The sequence below is a fragment of the Aeromicrobium massiliense JC14 genome, assembly GCF_000312105.1.
Taxonomy (GTDB): Bacteria; Actinomycetota; Actinomycetes; order Propionibacteriales; family Nocardioidaceae; genus Aeromicrobium; species Aeromicrobium massiliense.
On record NZ_HE978636.1, the window covers coordinates 1,034,956 to 1,049,708 of the forward strand.

The 14,753-nt window shown below is 72.5% G+C and carries 15 protein-coding genes; 6 read left to right on the top strand and 9 right to left on the bottom strand.

The features are described from left to right. Positions 1-47: 47 nt before the first annotated feature. Entirely contained in the window at positions 48-725 is a 678-nt protein-coding gene (locus tag HGAM_RS05260) for a Crp/Fnr family transcriptional regulator (protein WP_019144428.1), read from the bottom strand. 94 nt (positions 726-819) lie between these two features. Between HGAM_RS05260 and nth the strand changes: the two genes are divergently transcribed. From nth to HGAM_RS05290, 5 genes are all read left to right on the top strand, one after another. After that, positions 820-1,563 carry an endonuclease III gene (nth, locus tag HGAM_RS05265; protein WP_019144429.1) on the top strand — a complete coding sequence of 248 codons (744 nt, stop codon included), beginning with the start codon at positions 820-822 and terminating at the stop codon, positions 1,561-1,563. Then, the gene (locus HGAM_RS17885; RefSeq protein ID WP_081591805.1) at positions 1,560-2,186 is read left to right on the top strand and encodes a TlpA family protein disulfide reductase; all 627 of its coding nucleotides are present in this window, start codon (positions 1,560-1,562) and stop codon (positions 2,184-2,186) included. Before nth ends, HGAM_RS17885 begins: the two co-directional genes overlap by 4 nt. A gap of 100 nt (positions 2,187-2,286) precedes the next feature. Further along, positions 2,287-2,931 (top strand): NUDIX hydrolase, encoded by a 645-nt coding sequence (locus HGAM_RS05280; RefSeq protein WP_038951575.1) that lies wholly within the window; start codon positions 2,287-2,289, stop codon positions 2,929-2,931. Next, entirely contained in the window at positions 2,928-4,100 is a 1,173-nt protein-coding gene (locus tag HGAM_RS05285; RefSeq protein WP_019144432.1) for a MarP family serine protease, read from the top strand. Before HGAM_RS05280 ends, HGAM_RS05285 begins: the two co-directional genes overlap by 4 nt. Then, entirely contained in the window at positions 4,100-4,933 is an 834-nt protein-coding gene (locus tag HGAM_RS05290; protein ID WP_019144433.1) for a hypothetical protein, read from the top strand. Before HGAM_RS05285 ends, HGAM_RS05290 begins: the two co-directional genes overlap by 1 nt. Here HGAM_RS05290 and HGAM_RS05295 read toward each other — a convergent pair whose 3' ends face one another. From HGAM_RS05295 to HGAM_RS05330, 8 genes are all read right to left on the bottom strand, one after another. Next, positions 4,934-5,353 (bottom strand): phage holin family protein, encoded by a 420-nt coding sequence (locus HGAM_RS05295; protein ID WP_019144434.1) that lies wholly within the window; start codon positions 5,351-5,353, stop codon positions 4,934-4,936. 40 nt (positions 5,354-5,393) lie between these two features. Then, positions 5,394-5,522 (bottom strand): hypothetical protein, encoded by a 129-nt coding sequence (locus tag HGAM_RS20985; RefSeq protein ID WP_019144435.1) that lies wholly within the window; start codon positions 5,520-5,522, stop codon positions 5,394-5,396. A gap of 62 nt (positions 5,523-5,584) precedes the next feature. After that, positions 5,585-7,555 carry an acetate--CoA ligase gene (gene acs / locus HGAM_RS05305; RefSeq protein WP_019144436.1) on the bottom strand — a complete coding sequence of 657 codons (1,971 nt, stop codon included), beginning with the start codon at positions 7,553-7,555 and terminating at the stop codon, positions 5,585-5,587. Between the two features lie 73 nt (positions 7,556-7,628). Continuing rightward, positions 7,629-9,281 (bottom strand): solute symporter family protein, encoded by a 1,653-nt coding sequence (locus HGAM_RS05310; protein WP_019144437.1) that lies wholly within the window; start codon positions 9,279-9,281, stop codon positions 7,629-7,631. Beyond that, the gene (locus HGAM_RS05315; RefSeq protein WP_019144438.1) at positions 9,278-9,616 is read right to left on the bottom strand and encodes a DUF485 domain-containing protein; all 339 of its coding nucleotides are present in this window, start codon (positions 9,614-9,616) and stop codon (positions 9,278-9,280) included. The genes HGAM_RS05310 and HGAM_RS05315 overlap by 4 nt, the downstream gene beginning before the upstream one ends. A 160-nt stretch (positions 9,617-9,776) precedes the next feature. Beyond that, positions 9,777-11,258 (bottom strand): sodium/solute symporter, encoded by a 1,482-nt coding sequence (locus HGAM_RS05320; RefSeq protein WP_019144439.1) that lies wholly within the window; start codon positions 11,256-11,258, stop codon positions 9,777-9,779. Continuing rightward, positions 11,255-11,629, bottom strand: a complete 375-nt coding sequence (locus tag HGAM_RS05325; protein ID WP_019144440.1) for a hypothetical protein — start codon at positions 11,627-11,629, stop codon at positions 11,255-11,257. Before HGAM_RS05325 ends, HGAM_RS05320 begins: the two co-directional genes overlap by 4 nt. Further along, entirely contained in the window at positions 11,626-12,357 is a 732-nt protein-coding gene (locus tag HGAM_RS05330) for a LytR/AlgR family response regulator transcription factor (protein WP_019144441.1), read from the bottom strand. Before HGAM_RS05330 ends, HGAM_RS05325 begins: the two co-directional genes overlap by 4 nt. Before the next feature lie 144 nt (positions 12,358-12,501). Here HGAM_RS05330 and HGAM_RS05335 point away from each other — a divergent pair, with 144 nt between their 5' ends. Further along, positions 12,502-14,721: an NADP-dependent isocitrate dehydrogenase gene (locus tag HGAM_RS05335; protein WP_019144442.1), complete on the top strand. Its 2,220-nt coding sequence runs from the start codon at positions 12,502-12,504 to the stop codon at positions 14,719-14,721. Positions 14,722-14,753: the final 32 nt, after the last annotated feature.

Sequence of the window (14,753 nt, forward strand, 5' to 3'; positions counted from 1 at the left end):
GAGGGCCCCGCACCAGCCGGTGCGGGGCCCTCGTCGTGCGGGGGCGATCAGCGAGCGCGACGCTGCAGGCGCTCGAGGTCGAGGATCACGACGCTGCGCGGCTCCAGACGCACCCAGCTGCGGGCGGCGAAGTCGGCGAGCGCCTTGTTGACCGTCTCGCGGGAGGCGCCGACCAGCTGGGCGAGCTCCTCCTGGGTGAGGTCGTGGTGCACGTGGACGCCGTCGTCGGCGCGGCGGCCGAAGCGGCTCGACAGGTCGAGCAGGGCCTTGGCCACGCGGCCGGGGACGTCGGAGAAGACCAGGTCGCCGACGACCTCGTTGGTGCGGCGCAGGCGGGCGGCCAGCTGGTGCAGCAGCGCACGGGCGACGTCGGGGTGCTCGGTGAGGATCGGGAGCAGCGACTCGTGGCCCAGGCTGCGGACCGTGGTGTCGGTGACCGCGGTGGCGGTGGCCGAGCGGGGCCCGGGGTCGAACAGCGACAGCTCGCCGAACATCTGGCCGGGGCCGAGGATCGCCAGCAGGTTCTCGCGGCCGTCCGGGGACGTGCGGCCGAGCTTCACCTTGCCGGACGTCACCACGAACAGGTCGCTGCCCTCGTCGCCCTCGTTGAACAGGGCCTCGCCGCGACGGATCGCGGTCTCGGGCATCGAGCTGACGAGGGAGTTCGAGGCGTCCTCGTCGAGGCCGGCGAACAGCGGGGCCTGACGCAACACGTCGTCGCTCACGTACGTTCCTTCTCTCGATCGGGTTCCCGGGAGGCCGGGGACGTGACGATTCTCCCACATCCTCGTGCATGCGCCCGCCCCGTAGGCTGGGCGCGTGTCCCGCCCCGTCGCCCCGCCACCCGTGCAGCCCGGCGAGCGGCCCACCACCTCGCTCGTGCGTCGCGCGCGGCAGGTGAACCGGGTGCTGGCCGACACCTACCCCGACGCCCACGCGGAGCTCGACTTCACCGACCCGTACGAGCTGCTCGTCGCCACCGTGCTGTCGGCGCAGACCACTGACCGGCGGGTCAACCAGGTCACGAAGGTGCTGTTCGCGCGCTACCCGGACGCCACGGCGCTCGCCGCGGCCGACCGCACCGAGCTGGAGGAGATCATCCGCTCCACCGGCTTCTTCCGGGCCAAGGCCGAGAGCCTGCTGGGGCTCTCGGCGGCCCTCGTCGAGCGGTTCGACGGCCAGGTGCCCGGACGACTCAAGGACCTCGTCACCCTGCCGGGCGTGGGACGCAAGACGGCCAACGTCGTGCTCGGCAACGCGTTCGGCGTCCCGGGCATCACGGTCGACACCCACTTCCAGCGCCTGGTGGTGCGGCTGGGCTGGGTCGAGGCCACGACCGCGAAGGACCCGGTCAAGACCGAGCACGCCGTCGGGTCGCTGTTCGAGCGCCGCGACTGGACCGACCTGAGCCACCACCTCATCTGGCACGGACGCCGCCGCTGCCACGCCCGCAAGCCGGCGTGCGGCGCGTGCCCCGTGGCCCGCTGGTGCCCGTCGTTCGGGCTCGGCCCGACCGACCCGGTCGAGGCCGAGAAGCTCGTGACCACGCAGGGCCGCGCATGAGGGCGGTCCTCGTGGCGCTGCTCGGCGGCGTCCTGGTGCTGTCGGGCTGCTCGGGCGGCGAGGACGGGCGCGAGTCGCCCACCTTCGCCGCGGAGCGTCCCGCGGCCGACGGCGACGTCGACTCGCCCGAGCTCGCCGCCGCGCGCGACGCGGCCGGCATCGAGCCGTGCCCGGACACGACCGACGATCCCGTCGCCGGCGACGGGCTGCCCGACGTCACGCTGGCCTGCCTGGGGGGCGGTGACGACGTGCGCCTGGCCGGCCTGCGCGGGCGTCCGCACGTGGTGAACCTGTGGGCCAGCTGGTGCGCGCCGTGCCGCGAGGAGCTGCCGGTGCTGCAGGCCGCGCACACGGCACTGGGCGACCGCGTCGGGTTCCTCGGCGTCGACTACGCCGACCCGGACCCGGCCGCCGCGCTCGAGCTGGCCGACCGGTCCGGCGTCACCTACCCGCTCGTCGCGGACCCCGACGAGGACGTCCGCAAGGAGCTCGGCGTGATCGGCCTGCCGCAGACCGTGTTCGTCGACGCCGACGGCACGGTCGTCGCCACCGAGCGCACCGCCTACGACTCCGAGCAGGACCTGCTCGCGGCGATCGACGAGCACCTGGGAGTGAAGCCGTGAGCGAGCGCAGCGAGCGAACCGTGACCATCGGCACGGGCGGTCCTCCGTACCGTGCGATCTTCACGGAGGTCCGCCCGTGAGCGAGCGCAGCGAGCGAACCGTGACTGAGCGCAGCGAGCTGCCGACCTGGCTGAAGCCGATCGTCGACGCGGCGGGTGACGTCTCGGCCGGCACGCTGGCGCCGAGCCTGCCCGCACCGCCGCCGGACGCGCGGCCGTCCGCGGTGCTCATCCTCCTGGCCGAGCACGACGGCGAGCCGTCGGTGCTGCTGACCGAGCGCGCGGCGACGCTGCGCCAGCACGCCGGCCAGATCTCCTTCCCCGGCGGGGCGCAGGACCCCGAGGACGACGGGCCGACCGCCACCGCGCTGCGCGAGGCCCACGAGGAGGTCGGACTGGCGCCCGACGGCGTGACCGTCCTCGGCCGGCTGCCCACCCTGTGGCTGTCGTACAGCAACTTCGCGGTGACCCCCGTGCTCGCGACGCGCGACCACCTCGACGGGCTGCACGTGGTCGACGAGGCCGAGGTCGCGCAGGTGCTGCGCGTCCCGCTCGACCGCCTGCTCGACCCCGAGCACCGGTTCAGCGTCGTGCGCGGCGGCTGGCGCGGCCCGGCCTTCGACGTCGGCACGTCGGTCCCGCTGTGGGGCTTCACCGCCGGCGTCCTGGCCCGGCTGCTGCGCGTCGCGGGCCTGGAACGTCCGTGGGACGAGTCCCGCACCCGCCCGCTGCCGGAGCCGCGATGAGCGGCCTCGACGTCGTCCTGCTCCTCGTGCTGGTGGCGTACGCCATCTCCGGGTTCGTGCAGGGCTTCGTGACGAACGCGGTCTCGACCGTGGGGCTGCTGTCCGGTGGTCTGCTGGGCATCGCGGTCGTCCCGGTCCTGCTCGGCGGACGCAGCCCGAGCGTGGCCACGTCCGTGCTGGCGCTGGTGGTGGTGCTGGTCTGCGCCGTGCTGGGCCAGGCCGCCGGCTCGTACGTCGGCGGCTCCGTGCGCGACGCCGTGACGTGGCGGCCGCTGCGGTCGCTGGACTCGATCGGCGGCTCGCTGCTGGCGATGGCCGCGGTGCTCGTCGTCGCCTGGGGCCTGGGGTACGCCGTGAGCGGCTCGCAGATCCCGGTGCTGTCGAAGGCCGTCCGCGACTCCAGCGTCCTGCGCGCGGTCGACGGGGTCATGCCCGACCGGGCCCAGGAGGTGCTGCGATCCTTCGACGAGGTCATCGACACCAACCTGTTCCCGCGCTACATCGAGCCGTTCCAGCCCGAGCGCATCGAGGACGTCGAGCCCCCGGACGCCGCCACGCTCGAGTCGGCCGGCGTCGTCGCGGCCCGCGAGTCGGTCGTCAAGATCGTCGGCCAGGCGGTGTGCGAGCGCGGCATCGAGGGCTCGGGGTTCGCCTACGCGCGCGACCGGGTCATGACGAACGCGCACGTCGTCGCCGGTGTCGAGAACCCCACGGTCGTGGTGGACGAGCGCCGCCTGCGGGCCGACGTGGTGCTGTTCGACCCGTCGCTCGACGTGGCCGTGCTCGCCGTCGACGGTCTCGGCCTGCGTCCGCTCGCGTTCGACCAGGGCGGCAGGGCCGGTGACGAGGCGGCCGTTCTCGGCTACCCCGAGAACGGCCCGTTCGACGCCCGGGCAGCGCGCATCCGCAGCAAGCAGGAGCTGCGCAGCCCCGACATCTACGGCGGCGGCCAGGCGGTGCGTGAGGCGTTCGCGATCCGCAGCCTCGTCCGATCGGGCAACTCCGGCGGCCCGCTGGTGTCCGCCGACGGCGACGTCTACGGGGTGGTGTTCGCGGCCTCGGTCTCGGACTCCTCGACCGGGTACGTCGTCACCGCCGAGCAGGTCGCCGCCGACGCGACGCTCGGCCTGCGCTCGTCCCAGCCGGTCGGCACGGGAGGATGCACCTGATGAGTCGATTCCTTGGCGCCCTCGCGGGGCTGGTCGCCCTGATCGCGCTGCTCGTGGCCGTGCCCGCCCAGTGGGTGGCCACGCACGTCACCGACGCCGACGGCTTCACCGAGCTGGCCGGGCCGCTCGTGACCGAGCCGGAGGTCGAGGACGAGCTCGCGCGGGTCATCTCCGAGCAGGTCACCGCGCGGCTCGCGCTCTCGGCGACGCTCGGACCGGTCGTCGCGGACGTCCTGTCCCGGGCGGCTGGCTCGGTGGTGGACGACCCGCAGTTCCGCACGGCCTGGGAGGACACGCTGCGCCGCTCGCACGAGGCGACGCTCGGGGACCCGGACGCGGCCGCCCCGGACCAGGGCCAGTCGCTGCGCCTCGCGGTCGACCTGGGCCCGCTCGCGCGCTACGTCGTCGACCGGGCGTCCGGGCAGCTGCCCGTCACCGTGCCGGCGCCCGAGACGGTCGTCGTCCCGATCACCAGCGAGCAGGTGGGCGAGCAGATCGACCTGGTGCGCGCGGCGCCCGACTATGCGCGGGTGGCCTGGGTCGTGCTGGCCGCCGCCGTGGTCGTGCGCCTGGCGCTCGCGCGGCGCCGGGGCGCGGCCCTGGCCCGGCTCGGCGTGGGCGCGCTCGCGGTTGCGGGGGTGCTGTGGCTCGCCGTGCGCGGGGCCGGTCGCCTGCTGCGGGAGCGTGGCGACGCGGCCGAGCCGCTGGCTCGGGCGGTGCAGGACGCGCTGGTGACCCGGGCGACGGCGTCTTTCAACGACTGGCTGCTGGTGGTCGCCGGGGCCGGCCTGGCCGCCGTGGTCGTCGGCGTCGTGCTGCGCCGCCGGGTCTGACTAGCGGGTCGGGCGGGTCTGGCCCTTGAGCGCGGCCGGGATCTCCTTGGCCGTGGCGATGGTCTTCTCGGGTGCCTTGATCTTCTTGAGCTTGCGGATGCCGATGAACACGAGCAGCAGCATCAGCAGCAGGTAGAACCCGGTGACGATGAGGAAGCACCACGCCGGGTGGAGGCCGGTCATCGTGAGGAAGTAGGCCGCGGCGATCGAGGCGAGCACGATGATGAGCAGGCCGAGGAACGCGCTCGCGGCCAGCAGCCCGGTGCCCAGGCCGGCGGCCTTCGCGCTGACCCTCAGCTCGCTCTTGGCCAGCTGGATCTCGGCCTGCACGAGGCTGGAGATGTCGCGGCTGGCGTCGGCGACCAGACGCCCGATCGTGGGCTCGTCCGTGGGCTGCGGCTGCTGCTCGGTCACGCTCATGGCGGCGAGCCTACACAGCCCGAGCCGACCCCGCAGGGCGTCAGGACGCGGCCGTCAGCGCCCAGTGGACGACCGCGCCCAGCGTGCCGGCGCCCAGCAGGACGACGGCGGCGACGACATCGGTCCCGAGCCGGACGTGAGCGGGGCGGGCACGATCGAGCAGGCTCATGCCCCGATCGTGCCCGCCCCGTCTGTCCGGCGGCTGAACCCCGCCTGTCCGCCGGCTGAGCGTCAGTCGTCGCTCTTGGCCGACTTCATCCCCTCGCTGATCAGCGACATGACCGAGCTGTCGGCCAGCGTCGTGGCGTCGCCGACCTCGCGGTTCTCGGCCACGTCGCGCAGCAGCCGGCGCATGATCTTGCCCGAGCGGGTCTTGGGCAGCTCGGCCACGACCAGGATCTGCCGCGGCTTGGCGATCGGGCCGATCTCCTTGGCCACGTGGTTGCGCAGGTCGGTGATGACCGACTCGTCGGCCTCCTGGCCGTCGACGAGCGCCGACTCGCGCAGGATGACGAAGGCGACGACGGCCTGGCCGGTCGTGTCGTCGGCCGCGCCCACGACGGCCGCCTCGGCGACCTTCGGGTGCGAGACCAGCGCGGACTCGATCTCGGTGGTCGACAGGCGGTGGCCCGAGACGTTCATGACGTCGTCGACGCGGCCGAGCAGCCAGATGTCGCCGTCCTCGTCCTTCTTGGCGCCGTCACCGGCGAAGTAGGCCCCCGGGAAGCGCGACCAGTAGGTGTCCTTGAACCGCTGGTCGTCGCCCCAGATCGTCCGCAGCATCGAGGGCCACGGCTCGGTGAGCACGAGGTAGCCGCCCTCGCCGTTGCCGACCGGGTTGCCGGCGTCGTCGACCACCTCGGCGCTGATGCCGGGGATGGCTCGCATGGCCGAGCCGGGCTTGGCCGCGGTGACGCCGGGCAGCGGCGTGATCATGTGCGCACCGGTCTCGGTCTGCCACCAGGTGTCGACGATCGGGGTGCGTCCGCCGCCGATGTTCTCGCGGTACCAGACGTACGCCTCGGGGTTGATCGACTCGCCGACCGAGCCCAGGACGCGCAGGCTCGACAGGTCGAACTCGGCCGGGATCTGCTCGCCCCACTTCATGCAGGTGCGGATCGCCGTGGGCGCCGTGTAGAACTTCGTGACGCCGTGCTGCTGGATGATCTCCCACCAGCGGCCCTTGTGCGGGGTGTCGGGCGTGCCCTCGTACATGACCTGCGTGGCACCGCAGGCGAGCGGGCCGTAGACGATGTAGGAGTGCCCGGTGACCCAGCCGATGTCGGCGGTGCACCAGTAGACGTCGTCGTCCTTGAGGTCGAAGACGCCCCAGAACGAGTACGCCGACTGCACCAGGTAGCCCGCCGTGGTGTGCAGGATGCCCTTCGGCTTGCCCGTCGTGCCGGACGTGTACATGACGTAGAGCGGGTGCTCGCTGTCGAACGCCTCGGGCGTGTGGTCCGGCGACGCCGAGCCGACCGCCTCGTGCCACCAGACGTCGCGGCCCTCGGACCAGTCGACGTCCTGCCCGGTGCGGCGCACGACGAGCACGTGCTCGACGACGGACGTGCGCGAGGCCGCCTCGTCGACGGCCGGCTTCAGGGCGCTCGGCGCGCCGCGGCGGTAGCCGCCGTCGGCGGTGATGACGACCTTGGCCTGGCAGTCCTCGATGCGGCTCGCGAGGGCGTCCGCGGAGAAGCCGCCGAAGACGACGGTGTGCGGGGCGCCCAGGCGCGCGCAGGCGAGCATCGCGACGACGGCTTCGGGGATCATCGGCATGTAGATGGCCACGCGGTCGCCGGCGCTCACGCCGAGCTCGGTGAGCGCGTTGGCGGCGCGGCTGACCTCGTCCTTGAGGTCGCTGTAGGTGATCGTGCGGGTGTCGTCGGCCGGCTCGCCGACCCAGTGGATCGCGACCTTGTCGCCGTTGCCGGCCTCGACGTGGCGGTCGACGCAGTTGTAGGCGGCGTTGAGGCGTCCGCCCACGAACCACTTCGCGAACGGCGGGTTCGACCAGTCCAGGACCTCCTCGAAGGGGGTCTCCCAGTCCAGTCGCTGCGCCTGCTCGGCCCAGAAGCCGAGCCGGTCCTCGGCCGCCCGGTCGTACGCCTCGGCGGTCAGGTTCGCGTTCGCGGCCAGCTCGGCGGGCGGCTCGAAGCGGCGGTTCTCGTGCAGGAGGTTGCTGAGGCCTTCAGCGCTCACGGTGTCTCCTCAAGAAAGGGGGTGTGTGGTGCGCCACCCATTGTGGCGCACCACACACCCGGGGTCGGACGGACTACTTCTCGGCGCCGGCGCCGGTGAGGGAGCGGACCTCGAGCTCGGCGAAGCGCTCCTCGGACACGCGGCTCTTGGTCGTCACCGTGCCCAGCCAGCCCAGGAAGAACCCGAGCGGGATCGACACGATGCCGGGGTTCTCCAGCGGGAACCAGCTGATGTCGACGCTCTCGGGGAGCAGCGACAGGTTCTTGCCGTTGGCGTCCAGGCCCTTGCCCGAGACGACCGGCGAGAAGATCACCAGGCCGACGGCGGAGATGAGGCCGCCGTAGATGCTCCACACCGCGCCGCGGGTGTTGAACCGCTTCCAGAACAGGTTGTAGAGCAGGGCCGGCAGGTTCGCCGACGCCGCGACCGCGAAGGCCAGGGCGACGAGGAAGGCCACGTTCAGGCTCTGGCCGGGGATGGCCAGCGCGATCGCGACGCCGCCGATGACGAAGGCGGCGATGCGCGCGACGCGCACCTCGTCCTTGCCGCTCACCTCGCCCTTCTTCCAGACGTTGGCGTACAGGTCGTGCGCCACGGAGGACGCCGACGTGAGCGTCAGGCCGGCGACCACGGCGAGGATGGTCGCGAACGCGACCGCCGAGATCAGGGCCAGCAGCACCGCGCCGCCGGTCGTGCCGGCACCACCGCCGACCGCCTCGGCCAGCAGCGGCGAGGCCAGGTTGCCGCCGGACTCGACGATGCGGTCCTTCGCGTCGCCCTTCACCAGCGCCGCGGCGCCGAAGCCCAGCACCAGGGTCAGCAGGTAGAAGGTGCCGATGATGCCGATCGCCCACAGCACCGACTGACGCGCCTGCTTGGCGGTCGGGACGGTGTAGAAGCGCACCAGGATGTGCGGCAGGCCCGCGGTGCCCAGGACGAGCGCGATGCCGAGCGAGACGAAGTCGATCTTGCTCGTCGTGGTCGCGCCGTACTTGAGCCCCGGCTCCAGGAAGGCCTTGCCCTGGCCGCTGTTCTCGGCCGCGGTGCCCAGCAGGTCCGACAGGTTGAAGCCGAACTTGGCCAGCACCAGGATCGAGATGAGCAGGGTGCCGAACATCAGCAGCACGGCCTTGACGATCTGCACCCAGGTCGTGCCCTTCATGCCGCCGAAGACGACGTAGAAGATCATCAGGATGCCGACCGCGACGATGGTCAGGTTCTTGGCCGCGTCGCTGTTGACGTCCAGCAGCAGCGCGACGAGCGCGCCGGCGCCGACCATCTGGGCGAGCAGGTAGAAGATCGAGACCACGATCGTGGAGGTCGCCGCCGCGGTGCGGATCGGGCGCTGCTCCATGCGGTACGCGAGCTGGTCGGCCATGGTGAACCGGCCGGAGTTGCGCAGCAGCTCGGCGACGAGCAGCAGGGCGACGAGCCAGGCGACCAGGAAGCCGATCGAGTACAGGAAGCCGTCGTAGCCGGACAGCGCGATCGCGCCGGAGATGCCCAGGAACGAGGCGGCCGACATGTAGTCGCCGCCGATGGCGAAGCCGTTCTGGACGCCGCTGAACGAGCGTCCGCCGGCGTAGTAGTCGGCGGCGGTCTTGGTGTTGCGGCTGGCCCAGAACGTGATGCCGACGGTCAGCAGCACGACCAGGATGAACAGCGTCGCGGTGAGGGCCTGGTTGCTCTCCTCGCTCGCGGCGAGCAGGACGTCTCGGGTGCTCATCGCTCCACCTCACGCTCGTACTGGCCGCGCAGGTCGTCGGCGATGGGGTCCATGTTCTTGGCCGAGTAGCGGGCGTACGCCCAGGCGATGCCGAACGTCGTGACGAACTGCAGCAGCCCCCAGACGAGGGCGACGTTGATGTTGCCGACGACCTTGGTGCCCATGAGGTCGGGCGCCCAGTTGGAGGCCAGCACGTAGGCCAGGTACCAGACCATGAAGGCGATCGTGGTCGGCACGACGAAGCGGCGGTAGGTGGACCGCAGCCGGTGGAAGTCGGCCGAGGCATGGATGCGTTCGTACTCGGCGTGGACCGCTGGCGAGATCTTCTCGGCCACAGCGCACCCCTTTCGGGTCGTTGGGACGGTGCTGAGCCGACGGTAGGGACGCGCGCAGGTGTGTGCCAGGTCACACGCCAGGGCGTGCGGTCAACCCCGGTGACGGGTCGCCCGGCGGTCGCGCGGCCGCGACGAGCGGTCGTCCTGGCGCGACGAGCGGTCAGCGTCGCAGCAGCTCCTCGGGCGTGTGCAGGCGGGCCATGGTGCGCGCCACGGTGGCCGGGACGCGCCGCGCCGTGGCCAGCGAGACGCCGACCATGAGCGCGAAGCCGAGCGGCACGGCCCAGGCGGCGGGCTGGGCGAGGAGCGTCCCGGTCCAGCCGTCCGGGCTCCAGACGATCGTCAGCAGCACGGCGGTCCCCGCGGCGAGGCCACCCCCGACGAGCCCCGCGACGGCTCCGGCGGCGGTGAGTCCCCGCCACCAGATGCCGAGCACCAGCAACGGGCAGAACGTGGCTGCGGCGAGCCCGAACGCGAACGTCACCGAGCTGGCCACCGCGATCTCGTCGGTGAGGAACGACAGCACGAGCGGCACGAGCACGCACACGACCGCGGCCACGCGCAGCGCGGCGATGGACGACAGCCGGGTCGTCGCGGCCAGGCTCTGGCCCACCACGCCGGCCACCGACATCGTCAGGCCCGAGGACGTCGACAGGAACGCCGCGAAGGCGCCGGCGGTGACGAGCGCGCCCAGCAGGTCGCCGGCCGTGCCGCCCAGCACACGTCCGGGCAGCTCGAGCACCACGCTGTCGGCGTGGCCGGACGCCACGAGGTCGCCGGCGTAGACCCGGCCGAGCAGCCCGTACACCGGCGGCAGCAGGTAGAACGCGCCGAGCAGCACCAGCACGACCAGCGTCGTGCGGCGCGCGGCGCGGCCGTCGCGGTTCGTGTAGAACCGCACGACGACGTGGGGCAGGCCCATCGTGCCCAGGAACGTCGCGGCCATGACGGCGTAGGTGCTGTAGAGCCCCTGCGGTCCGTCACCGAGCGGGCCGACCCAGTCGCCGGCGTCGACGGGCGACGGCGCGCCGTCGCCGCGCCAGGCCGCGACGAGGAAGATCAGCGGGACGAGCAGCGCGGTCAGCTTGAGCCAGTACTGGAAGGCCTGCACGAAGGTGATCGACCGCATGCCGCCGGAGACGACGTTGACCACGACGATGGCGGCCACCAGCACGCTGCCCAGCCAGCCGGGGGAGTCGGCGACGGTGCGCAGGGTCAGGCCGGCGCCCTGGAACTGGGGCATCAGGTAGAGCCACCCCACCCCGACGACGAGCACCGTCGCCACCCGGCGGACGGCGACGGACTGCAGCCGTACCTGGGCGAAGTCGGGGATCGTGTACGCCCCCGAGCGGCGCAGCGGCGCGGCCACCAGCACGAGCAGCAGCAGGTAGCCGGCCGTCCAGCCGATCGGGTACCAGAGCATGTCGGCGCCGTAGGCGAGCACGAGCCCGGCGACGCCCAGGAACGACGCGGCCGACAGGTACTCGCCACCGATCGCCGAGCTGTTCCACCACGGGCTGACCGACCGGGACGCGACGTAGAAGTCGCTCGTGGTGCGACTGATGCGCAGCCCGAACGCGCCGATGCCGATGGTCGCCAGCGAGACCAGGGTGACCGCCACGGCGGCGTAGGTCGGGTTCACGGCTGCTCGACGAGCGCGGCGAAGTCGCGCTCGAGCCGGTCGGTCTGGCGCACGTACAGCCAGCCCAGCACGAACAGCCAGGGGTACACGCCGACGCCGAGGGCCAGCCAGGCCAGCGGCAGCCCGAGCACCTCGCCGTCGACCACGCCGTCGGCGACCCGCAGCACGACCGGCAGCGACCCGAGGGTGACGGCGAGCGCCAGCACGACGACGCCGGTGAGCCGCAGCTGGGAGCGGACGAGCGCGCGGACGTACGCGTCGCCCACGCCCGACAGCTCGTCCAGCTCGTCGCGCACGGGCCGGCGCACGTGCGGCGCCGCGACGGTGAGCGGGTTGGTGACGCGCACCCGCTCGCGCGGCTCCTCGCTCACCGCCCGCGTCCCGCCACCAGCTCGCGCAGCGCCCGGGTGTGCCGCCGGGCCACGCCGATCTCGGTCGTCCGGGCCCCGGTGTCGACGACCACCGACGTGCGTCCGTCGCGCTGGCGCAGCTCGGCGACGTGCCGCAGCGCGACCAGGTGGCTGCGGTGGACGCGGACGAACCCGGCCTCGGCCCACTGCTCGGCCAGCGCCGTGAGCGGGACGCGCACCAGGTGGTCGGCGCCGTCGGTGGTGTGCAGCCGGACGTAGTCGCCGTGCGCCTCGACGTAGGCGACGCTCGAGCGGCGGACGAACCGGGTGACGCCGGCGAGCTCGACCGCGATCGTCGGGTCGTCCTCGTCGGGCGCCGCGGCGGACTCGGTGGCCCGCCGGACGCTCTCGGCCAGCCGCTCCTCGCGCACCGGCTTGAGCAGGTAGTCGACGACGCCGAGCTCGAACGCGTCGACGGCGTGCTCCTCGTGGGCGGTGACGAAGACGATGCGGGGACGCTCGGCGAACCGGCCCAGCAGGCGCGCCAGCTCCAGGCCGCTGAGCCCGGGCATCGCGATGTCGAGGAAGACCAGGTCGACGCCGCCGGGCTCGAGCAGCCGCAGCGCGTCCACGCCGGACTGGACGGCGCGGATCTCGCCGATGCGCGGGTCGCGCTCGAGCAGCCACACCAGCTCGTCCAGCACCGGCCGCTCGTCGTCGACGACGAGGGTGCGCAGTCCGTCGGCCATGGCGCGATCCTAGGTGATCGCGGTCACGTCCCGGGGGTGTCGGGGCCGACCTGGCGGGGTAGCGTCGGTCGCGACGTCGAGCGCGTGAGATTATCTTGACGTCAAACAATCTTGTGGTCCTGCACCCGACGAAACGGAGCACCCGTGACCGACTCGACGATCATCTACACGCACACCGACGAGGCGCCTGCGCTGGCGACGTACTCCTTCCTGCCGATCATCAAGGCGTACGCCTCGCAGGCCGGTGTGGACGTCGAGACCCGCGACATCTCGCTCGCCGGCCGCATCATCTCCCAGTTCCCCGAGCGCCTGACCGCCGAGCAGCGCATCGACGACGCGCTCGCCGAGCTGGGCGAGCTGGCCAAGCGGCCCGAGGCGAACATCATCAAGCTGCCGAACATCTCGGCGTCCGTGCCCCAGCTCAAGGCGGCCATCGCCGAGCTGCAGTCGCAGGGCTACGACCTGCCGGCGTACCCCGAGGACCCGCAGACCGACGAGGAGCGCGACGTCCGCGCCCGCTACGACAAGGTCAAGGGCTCGGCCGTGAACCCGGTCCTGCGCGAGGGCAACTCCGACCGCCGCGCGCCCGCCTCGGTCAAGAGCTACGCACGCAAGCACCCGCACTCGATGGGCGCCTGGAGCGCCGACAGCAAGACGCGCGTCGCGACCATGGGCCACGACGACTTCGCCGCCAACGAGCAGTCGGTCGTCCTGCCCGCCGACGACACCCTGCGGATCGAGCACGTCGCCGCCGACGGCACCACCACGGTGCTCAAGGACGGCCTGACGGTGCTCGAGGGCGAGGTCGTCGACGCCACCCGCATGGACGCCGCCGCGCTCAACGCCTTCCTGGCCGAGCAGGTGAAGGCGGCCCAGGAGGCCGGCGTCCTGCTCTCGGTCCACCTCAAGGCCACGATGATGAAGGTGTCCGACCCGATCATCTTCGGCCACGCGGTGCGCGCGTACTTCCCGCAGGTCTTCGAGGCCTACGGCGACGACCTCAAGGCCGCGGGCCTGAGCCCGAACGACGGCCTCGGCGGCATCCTCAAGGGTCTGGACGCGCTGCCCAACGGCGCCGACGTCAAGGCCGCCTTCGAGCGCGGCCTGAGCGAGGGCCCGGCCCTGGCGATGGTCGACTCCGACAAGGGCATCACCAACCTGCACGTCCCCAGCGACGTCATCGTCGACGCCTCGATGCCGGCCATGATCCGGACCTCGGGCCAGATGTGGAACGCCCAGGGCGAGCAGCAGGACACCCTCGCGGTCATCCCCGACAGCTCCTACGCCGGCGTCTACCAGGCCGTCATCGACGACTGCAAGGCCAACGGCGCGTACGACCCGGCCACGATGGGCACCGTCCCGAACGTCGGCCTCATGGCGCAGAAGGCCGAGGAGTACGGCTCGCACGACAAGACGTTCGAGATCGAGTCCGACGGCGTCGTGCGCATCGTGAACGCCGCGGGCGAGACGCTCACCGAGCACGAGGTGAAGCGCGGCGACATCTGGCGCGCCTGCCAGACCAAGGATGTCCCGATCCGCGACTGGGTCAAGCTGGCCGTCAGCCGCGGCCGCGCCACCGGCGACCCGGTCGTGTTCTGGCTCGACGAGAACCGCGCCCACGACGCCAACCTCATCGCCAAGGTGAACGCCTACCTGCCCGAGCACGACACCGAGGGCCTGGACATCCGCGTCCTCAGCCCGGTCGAGGCCACCAAGCTGAGCATCGAGCGCATCCGCCGCGGCGAGAACACCATCTCGGTCACCGGCAACGTGCTGCGCGACTACCTGACCGACCTGTTCCCGATCCTCGAGCTCGGCACGTCGGCCAAGATGCTGTCGGTCGTGCCGCTGATCAACGGCGGCGGCCTGTTCGAGACCGGCGCCGGCGGCTCGGCCCCCAAGCACGTCCAGCAGCTGGTGAAGGAGAATTACCTGCGCTGGGACAGCCTGGGCGAGTTCCTGGCCCTGGCCGTCAGCTTCGAGCACCTGGCCACGACGACCGGCAACGACCGTGCGCAGGTGCTCGCGGACACGCTGGACGCCGCGACCGGCACCTTCCTGGACGAGAACAAGTCGCCGGGCCGCAAGCTGGGCACGATCGACAACCGCGGCAGCCACTTCTACCTGGCGCTGTACTGGGCCCAGGCGCTGGCCAAGCAGACGAAGGACGCCGAGCTGGCCGCGACCTTCGGCCCGCTGGCCGAGAAGCTGGCCGCCTCGGAGGACGCGATCGTGTCCGAGCTGGTCGGCGTCCAGGGCAGCCCGGCCGAGATCGGTGGCTACTTCCAGCCCGACCCGGCCAAGGCCGACGCCGTCATGCGTCCGTCGACGACGCTGAACGAGGCGCTCGCGACGCTGGCCTGACGCCCGCCCGCACGCCGCAGGGCCCCGCGACC

Bases quoted from the DNA above. Each gene is read 5' to 3' on its own strand.
- HGAM_RS17885 (WP_081591805.1), top strand. From the start codon at position 1,560: ATGAGGGCGGTCCTCGTGGCGCTGCTCGGCGGCGTCCTGGTGCTGTCG.
- HGAM_RS05285 (WP_019144432.1), top strand. From the start codon at position 2,928: ATGAGCGGCCTCGACGTCGTCCTGCTCCTCGTGCTGGTGGCGTACGCC.
- HGAM_RS05290 (WP_019144433.1), top strand. From the start codon at position 4,100: ATGAGTCGATTCCTTGGCGCCCTCGCGGGGCTGGTCGCCCTGATCGCG.
- HGAM_RS05295 (WP_019144434.1), bottom strand. From the start codon at position 5,353: ATGAGCGTGACCGAGCAGCAGCCGCAGCCCACGGACGAGCCCACGATC.
- HGAM_RS20985 (WP_019144435.1), bottom strand. From the start codon at position 5,522: ATGAGCCTGCTCGATCGTGCCCGCCCCGCTCACGTCCGGCTCGGGACC.
- HGAM_RS05310 (WP_019144437.1), bottom strand. From the start codon at position 9,281: ATGAGCACCCGAGACGTCCTGCTCGCCGCGAGCGAGGAGAGCAACCAG.
- HGAM_RS05330 (WP_019144441.1), bottom strand. From the start codon at position 12,357: ATGGCCGACGGACTGCGCACCCTCGTCGTCGACGACGAGCGGCCGGTG.